This is a genomic window from Halopseudomonas nanhaiensis (assembly GCF_020025155.1).
Taxonomy (GTDB): domain Bacteria; phylum Pseudomonadota; class Gammaproteobacteria; order Pseudomonadales; family Pseudomonadaceae; genus Halopseudomonas; species Halopseudomonas nanhaiensis.
Map to the genome: position 1 here is coordinate 2,382,586 of NZ_CP073751.1, position 22,229 is coordinate 2,404,814.

The window sequence follows — 22,229 nt, forward strand, 5'->3', positions numbered from 1 at the left end:
AAACTAACTCCATGGGTTATGGTCACAAAGAAACGAGACGGCGCGCTTTTGCCCTTGTGTGACCCGCGCGCCGCGGAAAGTATTCATTCGCTCGTATAGAAGTCGTCTGAGTGCAACTACGACTGCCAAGGGGATCGACGAATGCCCGAGCCTGCCGACCGATCGGCCAGCAACTCGTTCAAGGCATCACTGCAGAAAGGACTGGGCGTACTCGATCGCGCAGCCGAGCGCATCGAGGAGATCATCCTCGGTGGAACCGTTCTGTTTCTTTCGGGCTTGCTGATCGTGCATGTGCTCGGAAGGCAGCTCCTGGGCACCGGTGTGACCGGCCAGGTCGAACTCACCCGCATGAGCATGGTCATCATGACGTTCGCCGGGCTTGGTTACGGTGTACGCAAGGCGCGCCATATCTCGATGTCAGCCTTCTACGATCAGCTCCGTGGCCGTCCGCGCAAGCTGCTGCTGATGTTCATCCATATCACCACCGGCGCGCTGATGTTTTATCTGGCCTGGCACGCCTGGGATTATGTAAGCGCAATCCAGAGCCGTGGGCGCCTCTCCTCTGCCCTGCAGATACCTCTGTGGATTCCCTATCTTGCCGCGCCGATCGGTTTTGCCCTGGCGGGCATCCAGTACTGGCTGACCGTCGCACGCAACCTCATGTCGAAGGACACCTACAGGTCGTTCTCGGAAAAAGAGCGGTACGACGATGTACCCGACACCTCAAGCGTCTGAGACACCGGCCTGCCTATGCTGACTATTACCTTCATCACCATGTTCGTGCTGCTGGCGCTGGGCTTTCCGATGATGGTGCCCCTGCTCGCCGCATCGCTGATGCTGTTGTTCCTCGTGCTGGACATGAACAACGTCGGGCTATTGATGGGGCAGATGATCAGCGGCGTGCGCTCGTGGGCCCTGGCCGCAGTGCCCCTGTTCATCTTCGCCGCCGACCTGATGACGCGCGGGCACACTGCGAACCGGTTGCTGGACCTCGTTCAGAGCTTCGTTGGGCACCTGCGCGGGGGGCTGCCCATCACCACCGCCGCCAGCTGCACCCTGTTCGGCGCCGTCTCAGGCTCAACCCAGGCCACCGTGGTGGCGATGGGCGGGCCGATGCGCCCAAAACTTCTTGAAAAGGGCTATTCGGACTCGTTCACCCTTGCACTGATCATCAACGCCAGCGACATTGCGCTGCTGATCCCGCCTAGTATCGGCATGATCATCTACGGCGTTGTGTCGGGGGCGTCCATCGGGGATCTGTTCATCGCCGGCATCCTTCCCGGCTTCCTGCTGCTCGTGTTGTTCTCCATCTATTGCTGGATCGGCTCGATTCGCATGGGCATCGAGCCGGAGCCCCGCGCCAACTGGTCGGCGCGCTGGACCGCAGCGAAAAAGGCAATACTTCCCCTCGGGTTTCCGGTTGTCGTAGTGGGCGGCATATACGGTGGTTTCTTCAGCCCCACGGAAGCGGCAGCGATTGCCGTATTGTATGCACTGGTACTGGAGATCGTTATCCTGCGCGCGGTCAAGCTGCGCGAGCTCTGGGACGTCGCGCTCTCCACCGGGCTGATTACAGCGGTTGTATTCATTCTCGTGGCCGCAGGCACCGCGTTTACCTACGTCATTTCGTTTGCCGGCATCCCCCAGGCCATTCTCGACCCGGTAATTGCCACGATCGGAGACAATCCGACCATGGTGCTGGGCCTGATTGCCATTTCCTTCTTTATAGGTTGCATGTTCGTTGACCCGATCGTGGTCATCCTGATTCTCACGCCGCTGTTCATGCCGGCGGTCAACGCGGCGGGCCTCGATCCGGTCCATGTCGGCGTCATTGTCACGCTTCAAGCGGCGATTGGCTCAGCGACACCACCCTTCGGATGCGACATCTTCACCGCGATGGCGGTATTTCGCAGACCGTACTTCGACGTGATCAGAGGCACGCCGCCGTTCATTCTGATTCTGCTGTGTGCCACCGTGATCCTGATCCTGTTTCCGCAGATCTCCCTCTGGCTGCCCTCCCTGGCCAATTGATCGATTATCCGCACGCGCCAGTTAAGCGCACAAAATGGCCGAAAAAGCCTATAGGGATTTATGGGTCGCTGCCGATAACCTTGTTAAGGGATGTTGAATCCGGCAATCCCGCATCAGCTAACAAGACCTATAACGACAGCTGTTTAGTCCCAGGCGCATCGAGGGTAGACATGAACACCAAGGAAGATTCGGTTAAGCCATCAGGCGCATCGGCAGGCGAGGCTGTTCCGTCGGGAGCAGTCTGGACGGCGTTGTTGCTATGCCAGCTTTTCTTCATCGCCAGTCTGCTGTGGCTAGCCAGCGGTCCGCTGATGTGGCTTGCCGTCTGCCTGGCCCCCGTCACAGTGTTGCTTGCTGTCAAGACCAGGCCCGGCAAGGCTGGAAGCGCCTCGCTCGAGCAGCGATTGGCCAATGCCAATGGTGCTCAGATCGATCTGCGGGTGCGCAGTGCAGGCGAGCCTGGCCGGGACGACAGCGTCTCGCTGTTCGACAGACTCAACGACCGCTTGCGCGAGGTCATGCTCGAACTGCAGAACAACAGCTTGCGTACCGCACTGGCTTCGGCGACCAGCCGGTTGCTGGCGGAGCAGGCAGCGCGGGACGCGACCCAGCAGCAGCAGCTCTCCGAATTGATCTTCCACGCCAGCGAGCAGACCACCACCGCACTGCAGGACATTTCCGCCCGAGCCAGTGGCGTGACGGCGGTGAATGCTCGCAATCTGGAAGTCGCTCGTCAGTCCAAGGTGCAGATGGGTGACGCGCGGCAGAAAATGCAGTTGATCAGCTCGGCGATGGAAGGCTTCAAGGACAACGTCAACGCGCTGAACGCCACGTCGGGCAAGATTCGCGAGATCCTCACCACCGTGCAGGACTTTTCCGCTCAGACCAATATGCTGGCGCTCAACGCCGCCATCGAAGCGGCACGCGCCGGTGAACAGGGCCGCGGCTTTGCGGTCGTGGCCGATGAAGTGCGCAATCTCTCGTTCAAGGTCGGAAGCGCCGCGGACCAGATCAGCGGCCTGATGGAGCAGATGACCAAGGCGATGGCCGGCGCCGAGCAGCAGACCCGCGGCATGATCGAGCAGACCGAGTCTACCGGGGTCGCCGTCAGCAGCGCAGCCGACCAGTTCGACGCCATGGTCGAAGACTTTCAGGGCGCCAACGACGACCTGCTGATGGTCAGCGCTGCGCTCGAAGAGCTTACAGCTACAAACGCGGAGACATTCCGCCACGGTGGAGAAATCCGTGAACTGAGCATTACCATCAGCAAGCACATGGAACAGACCTTCACCCAGGCTGACGCACTGCGGGACAACACCAATCTGACGCTGCGCTCGCTGGCTGGCTTCCGGCTGGGCGAAGGACAAATGGAAGCAGTCACCGAGCTGTTGATGTCGCGCCGGGCCGAGCTGGAAAGCCGGCTCAACGACATCGCAGCGAGCGGGGTGGACCTGTTCGACCAGCGCTACACAGCCATCCCCAACACCAACCCGCCCAAACATGACGTCAGCTGGGCCGACCCGTTCATCAAGCGCATCCGTCCGCTACTCGACGAGTGGGACAAGGGCGGCAAGGACGGCATCGTCTACATGGCGGCAGTCAACGAAAAGGGCTACCTCGCAACCAGCCGCAGCGCATCCTCGCAACCGCCCACTGGCGATCCGAAGGTGGACGCCGCGCGCAGCAACTACAAGCGATTTGCAGTCAGCAACCAGAACGACCTGCGCATCATGTCCAGCTGCACCTATCTGAACTTGGGCACGTTCGTGATGCCGGGGTCCACGGTGATCGTATTCGTACTGTATGTGCCGATCGTGGTGAAAGGACGGCGCTGGGGAACCATGTCCGCTGCGGTGTTGCCGGCGGCTCTGGGTCTCTAATCCATCTGGGTGCAGCAGAAGCGAACGGCGGCGCAAGCCGCCTGTTCCATCAGATCCTGCTGGGTCCGCCCGCTCGCCTTGAGCGGTTTGAAATCATGATCGCCGCTATCGAGCCACTCGATGCGCAGTTGCGATGCAAGTACATACTCACTCACCTCTTCCGGCCGACCCAGGGGATCTCGCGTTCCCTGCAGGATCAGGGTGGGCGTGGCAATATCTCGCAGATGCTCGACGCGCGTCTTCTCGGGTTTGCCCGGCGGGTGAAACGGATAGCCGAAGCATACAAGGCCCAGGGCCCCGAGCTCATCGGCAAGCATGCTCGCCACCCTGCCGCCCATGGATTTGCCTGCGAGCACCAGCGGTCCGGTCAGCCGCCCAGCCGCTTCGCGGTAGGCGTCGAGTAGCTGCGGCATAGGGTTGGGCGGACGCTTCCTGCCTTCGCGCCGACGATCGGCCATGTAAGGAAACTCGAACCGCGCTACCCTCAGTCCCGAACCGGCCAGATATTCGGCCATGGACTGCATGAAGGGGCTGTCCATCGGCGCGCCGGCACCATGCGCCAGCAGCATGGTGACGGAGCAGGGGCCTGTCTGCGGCTCATTGATTAGCAGCGAAATGCTCATGCAGTACCTCTTGAGAACCTCTGCTTCATCGATGCGACAAGATGCCACAGCCGTTTACGCCGCTTCAACTTCCCTTCAACCAGTCAGGGTATTACCCTTGGCGCTACCCGGACCATCGCTGTAACAACTCCTACTAGGTCCAGGCGTCGGTCAGCCGTTGTACCCGCTGACAGACTCCACTCTTGCACCATGTTGATGCGCCAAGGTCCGCCCCAATTCGTGATTGGAGAGTAGGAAACACGCGTCAAGAAGCGCGCTCCAGAGAGGTCCCAACACACTGTTTCCATTGACTTGCGTCATTGCAAACAGACCGGGGTTTCCTCATACTTGCGGCCGTTTTGAACCCCTTAAACCCATTGCTATCCGTGGAATCTCGCATGAGCACAGCTACCACTCCGACAGCTTATAACTACAAGGTAGTACGCCAGTTCGCCATCATGACGGTGGTCTGGGGTATCGTTGGCATGGCCATGGGCGTCTTCATTGCCGCTCAGCTGGTCTGGCCTCAACTCAACTTCGATCTGCCCTGGACCAGCTTCGGCCGTTTGCGCCCGTTGCATACCAATGCAGTGATTTTTGCCTTTGGTGGCTCTGCCCTGTTCGCCACGTCCTATTACGTGGTACAGCGCACGTCCCAGGCACGGCTGATTTCGGACAAGCTGGCGGCGTTCACGTTCTGGGGCTGGCAGGCGGTTATCGTGCTGGCTGCGATCACGCTTCCTCTGGGTCTCACTTCAAGCAAGGAATACGCCGAACTCGAGTGGCCGATCGACATCCTGATTGCTGTCGTGTGGGTGTCGTACGCACTGGTGTTCTTCGGCACCATTACCAAGCGAAAGATGAAGCACATCTACGTTGGTAACTGGTTCTTCGGCGGGTTCATTCTTACGGTAGCGGTTCTGCATATCGTCAACAGCATGGCGATGCCGGTCAGCCTGACCAAGTCGTACTCCATGTATGCCGGTGCTGCGGATGCAATGGTTCAGTGGTGGTACGGTCACAACGCGGTAGGCTTCTTCCTGACTGCGGGCTTCCTCGGCATGATGTACTACTTCGTACCGAAGCAGGCCAACCGCCCGATCTACTCCTATCGCCTGTCGATCGTGCACTTCTGGGCACTGATCTCCATCTACATCTGGGCCGGCCCGCACCACCTGCACTACACCGCTCTGCCTGACTGGGCTCAGTCGCTGGGCATGGTGATGTCGCTGATTCTGCTGGCACCGAGCTGGGGCGGCATGATCAACGGCATGATGACCCTGTCGGGCGCCTGGCACAAACTGCGTACCGACCCGATCCTGCGCTTCCTGGTGGTTTCGCTGGCGTTCTACGGCATGTCGACCTTCGAAGGTCCGATGATGGCGATCAAGACCGTCAACGCGCTGTCGCACTACACCGACTGGACCATCGGCCACGTACACGCCGGTGCACTGGGTTGGGTTGCCATGATCTCCATCGGCTCGCTGTACCACCTGATCCCGAAGGTGTTCGGTCGCGAGCAGATGCACAGCATCAGCCTGATCAACGCGCACTTCTGGCTCGCGACCATCGGCACCGTGCTGTACATCGTGTCGATGTGGGTAAACGGTATCACCCAGGGCCTGATGTGGCGCGCGGTGAACGTCGACGGCACGCTGACCTACTCCTTCGTTGAAGCACTTGAGGCCAGCCATCCGGGCTTCGTGGTTCGCTTGATCGGTGGTGTGTTCTTCCTCACCGGCATGTTGATCATGGCCTACAACGTCTGGCAAACCGTCCGCCAGGCCAAGGTTCTCGAAGCCGACGCTGAAGCGCAGATCGCCTGAGGAATACGTAGATGAAACACGAGATTGTAGAAAAGAACCTTGGCCTGCTGGTGGCGTTCATGGTCCTGGCGATCAGCTTCGGCGGCCTGACCCAGATCGTCCCGTTGTTCTTCCAGGAAGAAACCACCACGCCGATCGAAGGTCTGCGTCCCTACACCGCGCTTGAGCTGGAAGGTCGTGACATCTACATCCGCGAAGGCTGTGTGGGTTGCCACTCGCAGATGATCCGTCCGTTCCGCGCCGAGACCGAGCGTTATGGGCACTATTCGGTCGCTGGCGAAAGCGTCTGGGAACATCCGTTCCTGTGGGGTTCGAAGCGTACCGGGCCGGACCTTGCCCGCGTGGGCGGACGCTACTCCGACGACTGGCATCGCGCTCACCTGATCAACCCGCGTGACGTGGTGCCAGAGTCCAAGATGCCGTCCTATCCGTGGCTGCAGGACGACGTTCTCGACGGCAAGCTGACCGCCCGAAAGATGGAAGCGCTGCGCAAGCTGGGCGTTCCCTACACCGACGAAGATATCGCTGGCGCGCGTGAGGCAGTGGAAGGCGTAGCCGAAATCGACGCGGTGATCGCGTACCTGCAGCACCTGGGTACGGTTCTGTCGGACCGCAGGTAAGACCATGGACATCAACACTCTCCGCGGTATTGCCACCATTTTCGTGCTGTTGGCCTTTGTGGGCGTCGTGTTGTGGGCGTACAGCTCATACAAGAAAAAGGACTTCGATGAGGCCTCTCAGTTGCCCTTTGCAGACGAAACCGAAAGCGAACGAAAGGCCCGCGAGCAGAAAGAAGAAGACGCTAGGAGTAAGAGGAAATGACTAAATTCTGGGGCGGGTACATCATCCTGCTGACCCTGATCTGCCTGGGGCTGATCACCTGGCTGCTGTTCGCCACTCGCAAGGGCCAACGTCCTGATCAGACCGACGAAACCGTAGGCCACTCCTTCGACGGCATCGAGGAATACGACAATCCTCTACCCCGCTGGTGGTTCATGCTGTTTCTGGCCACGCTGGTCTTCGGCGCGGTTTATCTGATCCTCTACCCGGGTCTGGGCCAGTACCGTGGCCTGCTCGGCTGGACCCAGGTCGACCAGTACGAAGCGGAAGTCGAGCGCATGCAGGAGCAGTTCGCTCCGATATTCGCTCGCTACACCGAGATGCCGGTCGAGGAAGTCGCCAAGGACACCGATGCCCTGCGCATCGGGCAGCGGCTGTTTGCGACCAACTGTTCGGTATGTCATGGCTCGGATGCACGCGGCGCCTTCGGCTTCCCGAATCTGGCCGACGACGAGTGGCTGTGGGGCGGCACGCCCGATCGCATCAAGGAGACGCTGTATCAGGGTCGTCAGGCAGCTATGCCGGCATGGCTAGCCGTCGTTGGTGACAAGGGTGTGCGTGACGTGTCCGGCTACGTACGCAGCCTGTCGGGTCGCGAAAGCGAAAACGCCGACATCGAAGCTGGCAAGACCATTTTCCAGAGCAACTGCGTGGCGTGTCACGGTGCGGAAGGCAAAGGCAACCATATGCTTGGCGCGCCTGACCTGACCGATGAAGTATGGCTGTACGGCAGCAGCATGCTGCAGGTTCAGCAGACTATCCGTTATGGCCGTAACGGTAACATGCCGTCCCAGGCTCACCTCGGGGACGACAAGATTCACATGCTGGCGTCTTACGTGTACAGCCTGTCCCAGGAAGAAGGCGAGACCGTCGACACGGACTCTGACCGCACCGAGCAGTAAGCGCACCGCGACGCTGCGTCGCATGGTGCCGAAAGGTCCACGCATATAGTCTTCATATGCGGCAATACTCCGGCCGGAGTTCTCCGGCCGGATCCCCCCTCCCCCTCTATTGACCGAAGGTTGCCAATGAGCGAACAGATTCCTGTCAAAGACGTTACACCGGGGAAGGTCGAAACCTACGACCTGTACGCCAAGCGCGACAAGATCCAGACGCGCTCGTATCAGGGATTTTTCAAGAACGTGCGCCTGGCCGGCGTTGCGTTTCTGTTCATGCTGTATTTCGGCACCGCCTGGTTGCAATGGGGTGATCGACAGGCAGTACTCTTCGATCTGCCCGCCCGGCAGTTTCATATCTTCGCTGCCACCTTCCAGCCCCAGGACTTCTTCCTGCTGTCCTTCCTGCTGATCATCTGCGCCTTCGGTCTGTTCTTCATAACCGTGTTCGCAGGGCGAGTATGGTGCGGTTATACCTGTCCGCAGACCGTCTGGACCTGGATTTTCATGTGGGCCGAGCGCGTTACCGAAGGGGAGCGCAACGCACGCATCAAGCTCGACAAGGCGCCGATGTCCGCGGACAAGTTCGCCCGCCGCAGCGCCAAGCATTCAATCTGGCTGGCGGTCTCGTTGATCACCGCGCTGACCTTTGTCGGCTACTTCACTCCCATCCGCGGACTGGTCGCGGACCTGTTCACATTGCAGGTTGGAGGCTGGGCGCTGTTCTGGGTGTTCTTCTTCACTGCCGCCACCTACATCAATGCCGGCTGGCTGCGCGAACAGGTGTGCACGCACATGTGTCCGTACGCCCGGTTCCAGAGCGTCATGTTCGACAAGGATACGTTGATCGTTTCCTATGACGAGGCGCGTGGCGAGAGCCGCGGCCCACGCAAGAAAGGTGTCGATCCGCAGGCTGTCGGCCTGGGTGACTGCATCGACTGCAGCATGTGCGTTCAGGTATGTCCGACCGGCATCGACATCCGTGACGGCCTGCAGATGGAGTGCATCAGTTGCGCGGCCTGTGTGGATGCCTGCGATACGATCATGGACAAGATGAACTACCCTCGCGGGCTGATCCGGTACACCACCGAACACAATCTGGCCGGGGAGGAAACGCAGGTGCTGCGGCCCCGCCTGATCGGTTATGGCGTGGCGCTGGTCACCATGATCGGCCTGTTCATTTTCACCGTGGTCAGCCTGGCCGAGGTGTCTGTCGATGTGGAGCGTGATCGAAACGTTCTGTATCGCGAAGCGCGTGGTGGCGATATCGAGAACGTGTATATCATCAAGGTCTTCAACAAGAGCTCCGAGCGGCGCACGTTCGACCTGTCCGTCGAGGGGCATCCCGAGCTGAGCATGGGATTGCCAGCCAACCGCCTGACCGTCGACGCGAACAGCATGCTGCAACTGCCGGTGACCGTGCAGCTGGATCCGGCATTCATGGACGGTACGAACATGGCAATCGAATTCCGCGTCACCGCAGAAGATGACCAGGATGTCTCGGACACCTCGGAAAGCCGCTTCATGGGCCCAAAACTCAGGTAAACATATGCACGAAGAAGACCAAGGCGGTCCCTGGTACAAGCAGGTCTGGGCATGGTTCATCATCGCCATACTGGTGCTGTCGGTTGTGCTGGGCATCGGTCTGCTGATCGTTGCCATGGCCAACCAGGACAGCATGGTGCGGGACAACTACTACAAGGAAGGCCGGGCGATAAACATGCATCTGGGGCGCGACCAGCTTGCACGGCAGTACAAGCTCAACGCTACCTTCGAAATCGACGAGCTGACCGGCGAGATCCGTCTGGAGCTGGACGGGGATCTGCAGACGCCGCCTGACGAGCTGCGGCTGGAGTTCATTTCGCCCAGCCATGCCGAGCGCGATCGTGCCATCACCCTTGGGCGGGTTGGCCGTGACCAGTACGCCGGCCAGCTCGAAAGCGGCATTGAAGGGCGCTATTACCTCGATCTCAGCGACGCCCAACTGCCCGGCGACAACGGCTGGCGTTTGACCGACGAGGTGCAGGTCGCGGCAGGTCAGCAGTACCAGCTCATCCACCGCTGACATGTCACAACCCACCCGCTGTTTTCACTGCGGCGAGCCGGTCCCCGCCGCCGCGCCGTGGTTCTGCGAGATACTCGGACAGTCACGGCCGATGTGCTGTCCCGGCTGTCAGGCTGTAGCCGAGTCGATCATCGCCAGCGGGCTCGAATCCTACTACCGTCACCGCACCGAGAATTCTGCCAACCCGGAAGCCTTGCCTACGGTGCTGCAGGAGGAGCTCGAGCTCCTCGACCGCAGCGATGTGCAGGACCGCTACGTCAGCGCAAGCGGCGACCAGCGCGAGATCGAGCTCCTCATCGAAGGCATCTCCTGCGCGGCCTGCGGCTGGCTGATCGAACAACGTCTATCGAAGCTGCCCGGCGTCACCCAGGTCAGTCTGAACCTTGGCAACCATCGACTGAGCGTAACCTGGGATACCGCAGCCACCAGGCTGTCTGCCGTGCTCGCCGAGCTCAAGCGCATCGGCTACGGCGCTCACCCGTACGAAGCGGATCGGGCCAGTGCGCAGATCGCAGAGGAAAATCGCCGCTATCTACGTCGCCTCGGCCTCGCTGGCCTGATGTTCATGCAGGTCATGATGGCGACCATGGGGCTGTACGAAGAATTCAATCAGGACCTGACGCCCCGGATGGCTACGGTGCTGCGTTGGGCCAGCCTGCTGATGACCACCCCTGTGGTTTTCTACAGTTGCTCCCCCTTCTTTCAGGGCGCCTGGCGCGACTTGCGTTCCCGACGCCTGACCATGGACGTATCAGTCTCGCTTGCGATCGGTGGCGCCTATTTGGCCGGCATCTGGGCCACGGTCACCAATCAGGGCGAGGTCTACTTCGACTCCGTCACGATGTTTGCTTTCTTCCTTCTCGCCGGTCGTTACCTCGAACGCCGGGCGCGGCAGCGTACGGTCGAGAGTACGGCGCGGCTGGTAAACCTGCTTCCCCCCAGCGCCGTTCGCCTGGCGGAGAACGGCCAACGCCAACGCATCATGCTGGAGGAAGTACGCACCGGTGATGTGCTGGAGGTGCGCCCGGGCGAAAGCATACCCGCTGATGGTGTGATTACCGAAGGCGTCAGCAGTGTCGACGAGTCGGCACTGTCAGGAGAATACCTGCCATTGTCTAAGACCGCCGGCGACCGCGTCGTCGCCGGGACGCTCAACGTTGAAGGTCCGTTGCGTATCAGGGTGGACGCCATAGGCGATGCGACTCGCCTGTCGGCGATTGTCCGGTTGCTCGAGCGCGCGCAATCCGACAAGCCAAGGCTGGGCCGGCTTGCCGATCAGGTTGCGCAGTATTTCCTGATCTGCGTACTGACCGCGGCCGTGGTGGTGGGGGCCGCCTGGTGGTGGTATGCAGACGGTCAGACCGCGTTCTGGATCGTTCTGGCAATGCTCGTGGCCACCTGCCCCTGCGCACTGTCGCTCGCCACGCCGACTGCATTGACCACCGCGACCGGTAGCCTGCACAAGCTTGGCCTGCTCGTGACACGCGGCCACGTGCTGGAAGGATTGACCCGAGTGGACCACGTGATCGTGGACAAGACCGGCACGCTCACCGAGGGTCGCATGACCCTGGAACGCATCGTCCCCTTCGATGGGTATGGCGCGGATCAGGCGTTGGCCTGGGCGCGCATGCTCGAAGCGCGCTCCGAACACCCCATCGCGCGGGCCTTCGGTCGCGCCATTGAGCTCGCAGAGCAGGTTCAGGCCTATCCCGGACAGGGGCTCGAGGGCGACTGTCACGCCCGCACGCTGCGAATCGGCAAGCCCGACTTCGTCTGCGCGCTGTCGGGGACTGCCGCTCCGGACTATCCGGAAAGCGACGGGCAGTGGTTGCTACTTGGCGATACGGCCGGTCCCATAGCCTGGTTCGTGCTCAACGACAGGCTGCGCAGCGATGCACGTCAGCTCATCGACGGCTTGAAAACTCGCGGCCTGAAGGTCACGTTGCTTTCCGGCGACCATGCCAGCGTGGTCGATCGTGTAGCAGCCGAACTGGGCATCGATCAGGCGATCGGCAACGCCAGCCCCGACGACAAGCTCGCTTTCGTGCAGCAGCGCCAGGCGGAGGGCGACAGGGTACTGATGCTGGGTGATGGCGTGAACGACGTTCCCGTTCTGGCCAGTGCCGATATCTCCGTAGCCATGGGCGGTGCGTCCGACCTGGCCAAGACCAACGCCGATGCGGTGCTGCTCAGTGGTCACCTGCATGTGCTGCTTGACGCCATGGAAGGCGCCCGTCGTACCCGGCGAATCATGGTACAGAATCTGTTCTGGGCCAGTGCCTATAATGCCGGAGTGCTGCCCCTTGCTGCACTGGGTCTGGTCACGCCGGCCTGGGCGGCGATCGGCATGTCAGCAAGCTCGCTGCTGGTGGTGCTCAATGCCCTGCGGCTGGTACGCGTGGCCGGCCATCGCCGCCCCGCCGCCACTGCGCCTTCCCGTTTTACGGAGGAGCCTGCATGACGTTTCTCTACGTTCTGGTACCGGTTGCGATTCTGCTGGTGATCATCGCCATCTGGGTCTTCACCTGGGCGGTCAACAATGGCCAGTACGACGACCTGGACGGGCCCGCGCACAGCATCCTGTTCGATGACGAGGATCCTGCGCACCTCGCCGCGCAAAAAGGTGAAGAGCAGGACAAGGACGACCAGCCCCCGACCGCTGCACAGCAGAACGACCCCGGCGCCGAACCGGCTGATCAGCGCGAGCCCCCGCGCACGTGAGCGAACTCATTCCCCTGCTGCTGACCGCGCTTGCCCTTGGCCTGCTTGGCGGGGGGCATTGCATCGGTATGTGCGGCGGGCTGATGGGCGCACTGACAATGGCGATCCCCGCCGAGGAGCGTCAAGGGTGGCCTCTCTGGCGCGTGCTGCTGGGTTACAACCTGGGTCGCATCGCCAGCTACTCCGCGGCCGGCGCCCTGCTGGGCAGCCTGGGCTGGCTGGCCCGGGACGCCGGGCTGGGACCTGCGCTGCGAGTGATAGCCGGTCTGCTGATGATTGCCATGGGTCTGTATCTGGCCAACTGGTGGGCCGGGCTGACGCGCATCGAAGCGGTCGGACGGGGGTTGTGGAAGTACCTCCAACCGGTCGCTCGCAGGCTCATGCCGGTTACTCATATGCCACAGGCCATCGCGCTCGGCGCGGTCTGGGGTTGGCTGCCGTGCGGGCTGGTCTACAGCACCTTGATCTGGGCCAGCAGTCAGGGCAGCGCACCGGTGTCGGCCAGTCTGATGCTGGCCTTCGGTCTCGGCACCCTGCCCACGCTGCTGGCAACGGGACTGGCTGCGCAGAAGATGCTCGCGCTGCTGCGCCGGCGGCCGGTTCGCATCACCGCTGCCGTGCTGGTGATACTGTTCGGCATCTGGACCATTCCCGGGCCTCACACTGCATGGGTCATGCGCGGCGGACACGGTGCTCATGCGCACTCGGACGATGATCCGGTTGTCCCGTCGCACGAGACCGGCAACGCGCATACGCATCACTGACCCCCCTGCCTGTACACCGACCTGCGCAATCGGACCTGTGCAGGATGGAACACAGCGCATCCTTCGGTTAACCTTGCGCTTACAAGCACCTGTCCCGGACCCTTCCCCCATGAACGACGCTATCAAATTCCGCGCGCTTCCCGAGGCACACTGCAAGGACTGCTCCCTGTCCGGCATGTGTCTGCCGCTCGCGCTGCAGGCCGACGAGATGGACGCACTGGACGATATCGTCAAGCGCGGGCGGCCGTTGAAGAAAGGGGAGATGCTGTTTCGTCAGGGCGATGCCTTCACGTCGATCTACGCCCTTCGCTCCGGCGCGATCAAGACCTTCAGCCTGTCCGATTCCGGCGAAGAGCAGATCACCGGCTTTCATCTGGCGAGCGAGCTCATCGGACTATCCGGAATGGACGACCAGGTCTATCCGCTCTCCGCGGTGGCACTGGAAACCACCTCTGTCTGCGAGATTCCATTCGAGCGACTCGACGACCTCACGGCCACCATGCCCCAGCTACGCAAGCAGCTGATGCGCCTGATGAGCCGTGAGATCCGCGACGACCAGCAGATGATGCTGCTGCTATCCAAGAAGACTGCTGACGAACGTATCGCTACCCTGCTGATCAACCTGTCTGCACGTTTCCGTGCACGCGGGTACTCGGCCAAGGCTTTTCGGCTGGCCATGTCGCGCAACGAGATCGGCAACTACCTGGGGCTGGCGGTCGAGACGGTATCGCGCGTATTCACCCGTTTCCAGCAACAGGGATTGATCGCCGCCGAAGGCAAACAGATCGAACTTCTGGACCATACCCAACTGTGCGCGCTGGCCGGCGGCCAGAGCGACTAGACCCAAGAGCCCATAGATGATTTTCGACGAGTACACCATCAAGTCCCTGATTCGGCCGGTGCCGGATTTTCCGAAGCCAGGTATCGTCTTTCGTGACATCACGCCGCTGTATCACTCGCCGCGGGCCATGCGCATGGTCGCCGACAGCCTGATCCAGCGCTATGTGGAATCACCGGTTACGCACATCGGTGCAATTGATGCGCGTGGCTTCCTGCTCGGCGCAGTTCTCGCCTACGAGCTCAACAAGCCACTGGTACTGTTTCGCAAGGCAGGCAAACTTCCTGCCGAGACGCTTCGCGAAGGCTATGCAACCGAGTACGGCGAGGCGCACCTGGAAGTACACAAGGGCGCGTTAGGGCCAGGCAATCAGGTTTTGCTGCTCGACGACCTTATCGCCACCGGCGGCACCTTTCTGGCTGCTGCCAGCCTGATCAAGCAGATGGGGGCTGAGGTGTACGAAGCCGCCGCGATCATCGATCTTCCTGATCTGGGTGGCTCGCGCAAGATGCAGGATGCAGACATTCCCGTCTTTACCCTCTGCGCCTTTGAAGAGAAAGAATAGGTCTGTCTGCATCGTCCGCCGGGTGACGATGCGGGCATGAAAACGACATGCCGCATCGAGGCAGGAACCGCTGACTACCGTCGCGCCTGTCTTGCGCTGGTCGTCGCCTCACTGGTTATCTTCGCCAACCTGTACGCCATACATCCGCTGCTACCGCAGATTGCCGGAGAGTACGGCGTCAGCGAGCTGCAGGCCGGTACGGCGTTTACGGTCACCAGCTTCACGCTGGGTCTCTCGCTACTTGCTCACGGACCGGTCTCCGACGCCTTCGGACGCAAGCTACCTCTGCTTGTCGGCCTGGGTGCGACCAGCCTGCTTACGCTGAGCATGGCGTGGGTAGATAACTTCAATACATTGATCGCCTTGCGCGCCGCCCTGGGTCTGGCGCTCGGCGTTCTGCCGGCAGTAGCCATCGCCTATCTGGGCGACAGCATGACGCGCGCAGCGTTGGTCGGTGCTGTGGGCCTATATATCAGCGGCAATACGCTGGGCGGGTCTGGAGGACGACTGCTGGGCGGCTTCATCGGCGACCATTTCAGCCTCAGTGCGGTATTCATCTGCATGGGGAGCGCCGGGCTGCTCGGGCTGGCCATCGTGGCCAGACTGCTGCCAAAGGAGCGCGACTTCACGCCACGGGCGCTGTCGGTCAGAGGCAGCCTGTCTGGCTTCGCCATGCACATGCGCAACCCTGCCCTGCTGCCTGCATTCGCACTGGGCGGGCTGAACTTCATGATCTTCCTGAATCTGTATACCTATCTGACCTTTCGCTTGAGCGCACCGCCCTGGTCGCTCGGCTCTGGCTGGCTCGGGCTATTGTTCCTCACGTATCTTGCCGGGACGTTCTCGGCGAGCCTGTCAGGGCGGGTCCCGTTCGCCAGCATTATCCGCGGCATGGCTGCTGGCGTGGCGCTGTTGATCGCCGGCAGCCTGCTGACCCTGTCGGCGTCGTTATGGCTGATCATTCTCGGTTTGCTGCTCAACGCCTTCGGCTTTTTCCTCACGCATTCGCTGGCCAACACCTGGGTGAACCAGAAAGCGTCGACCGCCAAGGCCAGCGCCGCTTCACTGTACTCGGTGTCGTATTATTTCGGCGCCGCCCTGGGCATCTACTACCTCGAGGTGTTCTGGCAGGCCGCGCGCTGGCCTGCGGTTATCGGCGCCAGCGTTGCGGTGCTGGCGGTCAATCTCGGGCTGATCGCCTATCTGCGCAGGCATCTGTGAACGACTCGCTAGAAAGTGCACAGAGCTTGGAATATCATCGTGCAAACATAACAAGAAAGCAGCGCCTCGCTCTCGGCACCCGGCTGTGCGAGCGCCTTCGCTTGAGGTAACCAGGCATGCCGATCCTGACCTTGCCACCGGACACCCGGTTGTTGCTCATTGATGACCACCAGATCTACCTTGACGGGCTCAGCCTGACCCTGACCAACCTGTGCAAGGAGGTCACGCTGGACCACGCTCACAATGCTGCCGAAGCTGAAGCGCTGGTCTCCCGGCACACCTTCGATCTGATCCTGCTTGATCTCCATCTGCCCGACAGCAGCGGCCTGGCGCTCCTGCAGAAGCTGCGCGCCATCGACTCACTGGTACCCATTGCCATTCTCACCGGTAGCACCAGTCCGAGCGACATGGATGCAGCGTTGCAGCTCGGAGCGGCAGGCTTCATCAGCAAGACGGCCGATGGCCAGATGCTGCTTCAGGCCGCTACTCGGTTACTGTTTGGCGAACAGGTGGTGATCGCGAATGAAAATTGCCCCCTCGACCGCCAGAGCAGTGCCAAGGAAATGGGCGTGACACCACGTCAGCTGGAAATTCTGGACCTGCTCGCCGAAGGCCTGCCGAACAAGCTGATCTGTCAGCGCCTGTCGCTGTCGGAAGACACGGTAAAGACTCACCTCAAGGCGCTTTTTGCGGCGATGAACTGCCACAACCGCACAGAATGCGTAAGTAACGCACGCAAGCTTGGGCTGATCAGCTTCTGACCAGCTCGGCCATCAGCTTCTGCACCGTTCGGCGCAAGCGCGCGGGCAATACCGGCTTGTAAACCACTGCGACGTCGGCCAGTCGCGCGGCCTCGAGCAGCTCCTCGCTGGTATCGGCGGTGATCAGCACCACCGGACCGGCAAACCATCGACGCTCGCGCAAAGCGCGGATCAGTTCCAATCCATCCATCGATCCTTCCAGACGGTAGTCGCTCAACAGCAGATCGGGAGCTGCATCCTGTATGCCGGCGAAGGCGGCTTCCGGGGAATCGTAGCTGATGACTTCGCATCCCCAGTGGCGCAGCAGCGTCTCGGTCGCCTCGCGGCTGATCAGATCGTTCTCCACGATGGCCACTCGTCCATGCAGCGATTCCTTCGCCTGTGGCTTGGCTGCAACCCTTGACGCTTCGCTCCAGTCCGCCGGCGGCACCTCGATCCAGAAGCGTGCGCCCTGCCCCGGAGCAGACTGTACACCCGAGGGGTATTCAAGCAGATGCAGCAGCTGACGACAGATCGACAGGCCGAGGCCCACGCCCTTGTCCAGCGTACGGGCGGGATTGCGCAACTGGGTGAACTCTTCGAAGATCCTGTCCTTTTCTTCCTCGTCGAGGCCGCAGCCATTGTCGACCACGGCCAGGCGGGTACGCTGGCCTATGCGACTGACCTCGATGCGGACTTCGCTGGCGCCGGAGTGCATCAGCGCATTGTTCACATAATTGCGCATCAACCGTTCGAGCAGCAGCGGGTCGCTGTACACGGCGCTGTAACGCGGGCAAATGAGTTGCACGGTGATACCCCGCTCCTTTGCCGACGTTTCGACGCTGTCGACCAGGCTCTGCAGCCACGGCAGGAGATTGATAGGCCGCAGCTGCGGCCGGACCATGCCCACGCTGAGGCGCGAGATGTCCAGGAGCGAATTCAGCATGGCCTGAAGCAAGTGCGTGGAGTCTGCCAGCCTGCGCACCGTGTGCCGGGCTTCTGGCTCGGTAACGCGCTCGTCCAGATGCTCGATGAACAGCGACATGGCATGAAGCGGCTGACGCAAGTCATGGCTTGCTGTAGCAAGGAATCGTGTCTTGCTCTGGCTTTCTCGTTCGGCGCGAATCCGCGCCGCCTTCAACAGACACTCGTTGAGGTAGGCGCTGCGCATCATGTGTTCATAGATATAGGCGCCAAAGCTGCCGATCATGGCAAAGGAGACCAGGAACAATCCGCTTGCGATGATCCGAATGCGGGGCGATCCGACTGCATGCTCGGCGAGCAGATAGCCGATGACGATCGCCCAGGAGCCGAACACGGCATGTCGCGTGGGGAGACCAACGAGGAAAAATCCGCAGAGCAGCACCAGATAGAGCCCGTCATGGGTGACGGGAACGTGCATTTCCATCAAACGGGTACCGGCGATGACCACACCGACCAGCAGGCCCGAGCACGTATAGGAAAATGCGCCGGCAACAAAGGCACGACGTGGTGGAACCTTGTTCGGCCGGGCGGCGTACCAGATGGTGCCGCAAACCAGAAGGAGGATGACCAGACGCGCCGGAATGGTATAGCGCGCGTATTCCGGCGGAAGGTACCACCAGTCTATCAACGCGAAAAGCAGCATGAAAAAAGCGGAAATGAACGCCACCAGGTGCGACCGATCGGCCATGCGATGGTGCATATAACGCAGGAAGCCGGGTTCCAGGCTGGCATCGAAGCGCAGCCGGGCAAAGCCGCGCTGCTGAGCGAGAAGAGCGGGCTCGTCAAACGCTTCCGCCCGGGACGTTTTGCTATGGTCCTGCATGTGCCACCATCTTTTTTTGTTATATCCGCGAGTAATATCCGCGTCTGATGCCGACCTAAAACAATTTAAAAACAGAGTTTTAGTTTGTCACTTTAGCGCTATGCTTGAGCTTACGCTTACAAGCTCAGGTGTTAACGTGACAGCAAGTGCCATCACCCTCGCACCATCCGATGTTGTCGAATCCGAACGATCCGCCTTGCTGCCTTGCGGCCTTGCTGGTCTGATTCAACCTCAGGGGCTGCGAGCGGCCGTGATTCGTCCGACGTTACACTACCTGGGTATCGATTCGGACGATGCCGAAAAACTGTTGCTCGGCACCCTTCTATGCCTGGCCAGCCTGCCTCCTTCACGCCATCCGTCATCGGGTATCGGTCCGTTCGCCATAAGCGGAGAATTGCACACCCGGCTATGGGACGACCATCTGGCACACCAACCGGATCAGGCCAGCCTGCTGCGCGGCCTGGCCAGTCAGCGCTGTTTCCTGCGCGATCCGCATGCAGAGCTTGGCTTCAATCTGGCCTATGCCACAGCAATGGCCTGGCTGATCTATGAAACACAGGGCGTAAGACTCGGCACCGGGGCAAGCATCGGCACACTGGCACGCATATGGCAGTTAGCGTACCCCCATCGCAACGGTCGAGCCAGTGACTTCGTGAAGGCCTGGATGCAGTCACACCCGATGGGCGAAGTCATCACCGCCTGATCAATAGGCGCTCATCAGCACGGCCCAGTCCGCTTGACCAGGGGTGCCGCGGCTACCATGCTGGGTTCCGTTCACCACCCTCAGGAGCCCGGTACCATGCCTCAATCAGCCACCGTAAACCGCCAGATCCTTTTGGCCTCCCGGCCCGTGGGCGCGCCAGTCGACACCAATTTCCGGATGGTCGAGTCCGAGGTCCCCAAGCCCGGACCGGGGCAGATGCTGCTGCGGAACCTGTGGATGTCGCTAGACCCCTACATGCGCGGGCGCATGAGCGACGCGAAGTCCTACGCCGATCCGGTGCCAGTGGGCGGCGTCATGACTGCCGGTACGGTTGCCCGAGTAGTCGAGTCAAACCTGGACGGTTATCAGTCGGGCGACCTGGTGATGGCATATACCGGCGGCTGGCAGGACTACACGCTCTCGGACGGCAGCATGATCTTCAAGCAGGACCCTGGCATGCCACGCCCGTCCCAGGCTGTTGGCGTGCTGGGTATGCCGGGTTTCACGGGGTACATGGGGCTGATGGATATTGGCCAGCCCAGGGCCGGAGAAACAGTGGTCGTGGCGGCCGCCACCGGGCCTGTGGGTGCCGTCGTTGGCCAGGTTGCCAAGCTGCAGGGCTGCCGCGTAGTCGGCATCGCCGGGGGCGCCGAAAAGTGCAGCTATGCGCAGAGCGAACTCGGCTTCGATGTCTGTCTGGATCACAAGCGTGACGATCTGCCTGCCCAGCTGGCCAGGGCCTGCCCGGACGGCATCGACGTGTATTTCGAGAATGTGGGCGGCAAGGTATTTGATGCGGTAATGCCGCTGCTCAACGCCCATGCCCGGGTGCCCGTATGCGGGCTCATCTCCCAGTACAACGCAACCTCACTCCCCGATGGCCCGGATCGCCTGCCGCTGCTGATGCGCCTGTTGTTGAGTCAGCGTGTTCGCATGCAGGGATTCATCATCTTCGATAACTACGGGCCGCGTTACCCGGAGTTTCTCGAGGTCATGACGCCCTGGGTCAACGAAGGCAAGGTCACAGTCAAGGAGGACGTGGTCGAAGGCCTCGAGAACGCGCCTCAGGCATTCATGGGCCTGCTCGAAGGCCGCAACTTCGGCAAGCTGGTGGTCCATATCGCCGACTGACCGCTCACCGACGACGGGCGTTAGCTGCTGACCGTCTGGCTCTCGCCCAGGTAGGTGGCAAGCCGCGCCTTTTGTGACTCGGTCAGATGCAATCCGAGCTTGCTGCGTCGCCATAGAACGTCGTCACTGGTAACCGCCCATTCCCGCTCACGAAGGTATTTGACCTCACGTTCGGTCAGCCCTGCGCCGAAGGCTTCGCCAAGGTCCTCCGCCGCGTTGCAGCCACGCAGGAATGACTGGCAAAGCGTTCCGTAGCTGCGGACGTAACGGGCCAGCACATCCTGCTCCATCCACGGATACTGGCGTTGCAGCTGGGCGAGGTATGCCGCTGCCGATTCGAAGTTTCCGCCCGGCAGCGCATGGCTGGCCGTCCAGGCCGGCCCCATGTCCTTGAACCACGGTGCAAGCCGTTCAAGTGCCGACTCCGCCAGACGACGGTAGGTCGTCAACTTGCCGCCAAACACGCTCAGGAGCGGCGCCTGCCCTTCGGCGTCCTGCACTGTCAGCGTATAGTCCCGCGTGACTGCAGAGGGGTTGGCATCCTCATCGTCCACCAGCGGGCGAACCCCGGCATATCGATGACAGATGTCTTCCCTCCGAAGCTGTCGTTTGAAGTGCTCGTTGACCACGCCAATCAGATAGGACTCTTCCTCTTCACTGGGGTGCACGGTAGAGGGATCGCCCTGATACTCGCGATCGGTGGTGCCGATCAATGTGAAGCGTTCTTCATAGGGGAGTACGAACACGATCCGCTGATCGCTGTTTTGCAGAATGTACGCCTGATCGCCGGGGTACATCCTCGGGACGACGATGTGCGAGCCCTGTACCAGCCGAACGCCGTGAGGGGAGCGATTATCGGCGACCCGCTCGATCACCCGCGCCGCCCAGGGACCGGACGCATTGACCAGGGCGCGGGCTCGGACCGTATGGACGGCTCCTGCTGCGTCCTGCAGATCGACCTGCCAACCTTCACCTTCCCGGCGGGCCTTGACGCAACGGGTGCGAAGCCGAATGTCCGCGCCCAGTGAGCGCGCCTGCATTGCATTCAGGACGACAAGCCGCGCATCATCAACCCAGCAGTCGGAATACTCGAAAGCGTGTCGAATGGAGGCCTGCAGCGGACCCTGGCCGTTGAGGTCCAGCGCCCGGGAGGCGGCCAGGGTGGTGCGGCGGTTGAGATGATCGTAGAGAAACAGGCCCGCGCGGAGCATCCAGCGCGGCCGCAGATGGTCTCGATGCGGCAGCACGAAACGCAGCGGCCAGATGATGTGCGGTGCCTTGTGCAGCAGGACCTCACGCTCCCCCAGCGCCTCGCGAACCAGGCGAAACTCGTAGTGCTCCAGATACCGCAAGCCGCCATGGATCAACTTGCTGCTCGCCGATGAGGTGTGGGCAGCGAGGTCGTGCTGTTCACACAGCAACACCCGAAGACCCCGCCCGGCAGCATCGTTCGCGATACCGACGCCATTGATACCGCCGCCTATCACCAGTACGTCGTACGCATCGCCCCGCGGCGTGACCGCCCCCCGCCCTGTCTCCTTCGGATGTGCTTCGAGCACCTCGCCTCTCCCCTGCCATGGCAATCTGACTTGATTAGAG

At 61.3% G+C, this 22,229-nt stretch carries 21 protein-coding genes; 18 read left to right on the plus strand and 3 right to left on the minus strand.

Annotation, left to right across the window (positions count from 1 at the left end):
* Window positions 1-141: 141 nt before the first annotated feature.
* The 3 genes from KEM63_RS10745 to KEM63_RS10755 all read left to right on the plus strand — a co-directional run bounded on the left by KEM63_RS10745 (window position 142) and on the right by KEM63_RS10755 (window position 3,911).
* Window positions 142-735 carry a TRAP transporter small permease gene (locus tag KEM63_RS10745; RefSeq protein ID WP_223651508.1) on the plus strand — a complete coding sequence of 198 codons (594 nt, stop codon included), beginning with the start codon at window positions 142-144 and terminating at the stop codon, window positions 733-735.
* A 15-nt stretch (window positions 736-750) separates the two neighbouring features.
* The gene (locus KEM63_RS10750) at window positions 751-2,031 is read left to right on the plus strand and encodes a TRAP transporter large permease (RefSeq protein ID WP_223651510.1); all 1,281 of its coding nucleotides are present in this window, start codon (window positions 751-753) and stop codon (window positions 2,029-2,031) included.
* Between the two features lie 170 nt (window positions 2,032-2,201).
* Window positions 2,202-3,911: a methyl-accepting chemotaxis protein gene (locus KEM63_RS10755; RefSeq protein WP_223651513.1), complete on the plus strand. Its 1,710-nt coding sequence runs from the start codon at window positions 2,202-2,204 to the stop codon at window positions 3,909-3,911.
* Here the strand turns inward: KEM63_RS10755 and KEM63_RS10760 are convergent.
* Window positions 3,908-4,534, minus strand: coding sequence for an alpha/beta family hydrolase (locus KEM63_RS10760; protein ID WP_223651515.1), 627 nt, complete (start codon window positions 4,532-4,534; stop codon window positions 3,908-3,910). The two genes, KEM63_RS10755 and KEM63_RS10760, sit on opposite strands and share 4 nt — an antisense overlap.
* Before the next feature lie 377 nt (window positions 4,535-4,911).
* On the opposite strand from KEM63_RS10760, the gene ccoN reads away from it, so the two are divergent.
* From ccoN to KEM63_RS10825, 13 genes are all read left to right on the plus strand, one after another.
* Window positions 4,912-6,339 (plus strand): cytochrome-c oxidase, cbb3-type subunit I, encoded by a 1,428-nt coding sequence (gene ccoN, locus KEM63_RS10765; RefSeq protein WP_223651517.1) that lies wholly within the window; start codon window positions 4,912-4,914, stop codon window positions 6,337-6,339.
* Window positions 6,340-6,350: 11 nt separating this feature from the next.
* Window positions 6,351-6,959 (plus strand): cytochrome-c oxidase, cbb3-type subunit II, encoded by a 609-nt coding sequence (gene ccoO / locus KEM63_RS10770; protein WP_223651519.1) that lies wholly within the window; start codon window positions 6,351-6,353, stop codon window positions 6,957-6,959.
* Between the two features lie 4 nt (window positions 6,960-6,963).
* The gene (locus tag KEM63_RS10775) at window positions 6,964-7,161 is read left to right on the plus strand and encodes a cbb3-type cytochrome oxidase subunit 3 (protein WP_223651521.1); all 198 of its coding nucleotides are present in this window, start codon (window positions 6,964-6,966) and stop codon (window positions 7,159-7,161) included.
* Window positions 7,158-8,081, plus strand: coding sequence for a cytochrome-c oxidase, cbb3-type subunit III (gene ccoP / locus KEM63_RS10780; protein ID WP_223651523.1), 924 nt, complete (start codon window positions 7,158-7,160; stop codon window positions 8,079-8,081). Before KEM63_RS10775 ends, ccoP begins: the two co-directional genes overlap by 4 nt.
* 126 nt (window positions 8,082-8,207) lie before the next feature.
* Window positions 8,208-9,620, plus strand: coding sequence for a cytochrome c oxidase accessory protein CcoG (gene ccoG, locus KEM63_RS10785; protein WP_223651525.1), 1,413 nt, complete (start codon window positions 8,208-8,210; stop codon window positions 9,618-9,620).
* Window positions 9,621-9,624: 4 nt separating this feature from the next.
* Complete coding sequence (locus KEM63_RS10790) at window positions 9,625-10,140, plus strand: FixH family protein (protein ID WP_223651526.1); 516 nt, start codon at window positions 9,625-9,627, stop codon at window positions 10,138-10,140.
* A 1-nt stretch (window position 10,141) separates the two neighbouring features.
* Window positions 10,142-12,601 carry a heavy metal translocating P-type ATPase gene (locus KEM63_RS10795; protein WP_223651528.1) on the plus strand — a complete coding sequence of 820 codons (2,460 nt, stop codon included), beginning with the start codon at window positions 10,142-10,144 and terminating at the stop codon, window positions 12,599-12,601.
* Window positions 12,598-12,861, plus strand: coding sequence for a cbb3-type cytochrome oxidase assembly protein CcoS (ccoS, locus tag KEM63_RS10800; RefSeq protein ID WP_223651529.1), 264 nt, complete (start codon window positions 12,598-12,600; stop codon window positions 12,859-12,861). The genes KEM63_RS10795 and ccoS overlap by 4 nt, the downstream gene beginning before the upstream one ends.
* The gene (locus KEM63_RS10805) at window positions 12,858-13,625 is read left to right on the plus strand and encodes a sulfite exporter TauE/SafE family protein (protein ID WP_223651531.1); all 768 of its coding nucleotides are present in this window, start codon (window positions 12,858-12,860) and stop codon (window positions 13,623-13,625) included. The genes ccoS and KEM63_RS10805 overlap by 4 nt, the downstream gene beginning before the upstream one ends.
* 109 nt (window positions 13,626-13,734) lie before the next feature.
* On the plus strand, window positions 13,735-14,466 hold the full coding sequence (fnr, locus tag KEM63_RS10810; protein ID WP_223651533.1) for a fumarate/nitrate reduction transcriptional regulator Fnr: 732 nt from the start codon (window positions 13,735-13,737) through the stop codon (window positions 14,464-14,466).
* A 16-nt stretch (window positions 14,467-14,482) separates the two neighbouring features.
* Entirely contained in the window at window positions 14,483-15,028 is a 546-nt protein-coding gene (locus KEM63_RS10815; RefSeq protein ID WP_223651542.1) for an adenine phosphoribosyltransferase, read from the plus strand.
* A 36-nt stretch (window positions 15,029-15,064) separates the two neighbouring features.
* On the plus strand, window positions 15,065-16,249 hold the full coding sequence (locus tag KEM63_RS10820; RefSeq protein ID WP_223651544.1) for an MFS transporter: 1,185 nt from the start codon (window positions 15,065-15,067) through the stop codon (window positions 16,247-16,249).
* 116 nt (window positions 16,250-16,365) lie between these two features.
* Complete coding sequence (locus KEM63_RS10825) at window positions 16,366-17,010, plus strand: response regulator (RefSeq protein WP_223651546.1); 645 nt, start codon at window positions 16,366-16,368, stop codon at window positions 17,008-17,010.
* On the opposite strand, the gene KEM63_RS10830 is transcribed toward KEM63_RS10825, so the two are convergent.
* A complete protein-coding gene (locus tag KEM63_RS10830) occupies window positions 17,000-18,796 on the minus strand; it encodes a hybrid sensor histidine kinase/response regulator (RefSeq protein WP_223651548.1) in 1,797 nt (598 codons plus the stop codon). The genes KEM63_RS10825 and KEM63_RS10830 overlap by 11 nt on opposite strands.
* Window positions 18,797-18,932: 136 nt before the next feature.
* On the opposite strand from KEM63_RS10830, the gene KEM63_RS10835 reads away from it, so the two are divergent.
* Together KEM63_RS10835 and KEM63_RS10840 are read left to right on the plus strand one after the other, a co-directional pair.
* Window positions 18,933-19,499 (plus strand): hypothetical protein, encoded by a 567-nt coding sequence (locus tag KEM63_RS10835; protein ID WP_223651550.1) that lies wholly within the window; start codon window positions 18,933-18,935, stop codon window positions 19,497-19,499.
* Between the two features lie 96 nt (window positions 19,500-19,595).
* Window positions 19,596-20,630, plus strand: a complete 1,035-nt coding sequence (locus KEM63_RS10840; RefSeq protein WP_223651553.1) for an NADP-dependent oxidoreductase — start codon at window positions 19,596-19,598, stop codon at window positions 20,628-20,630.
* Window positions 20,631-20,650: 20 nt separating this feature from the next.
* Here KEM63_RS10840 and glpD read toward each other — a convergent pair whose 3' ends face one another.
* A complete protein-coding gene (glpD, locus tag KEM63_RS10845) occupies window positions 20,651-22,189 on the minus strand; it encodes a glycerol-3-phosphate dehydrogenase (RefSeq protein WP_223651564.1) in 1,539 nt (512 codons plus the stop codon).
* Window positions 22,190-22,229: the final 40 nt, after the last annotated feature.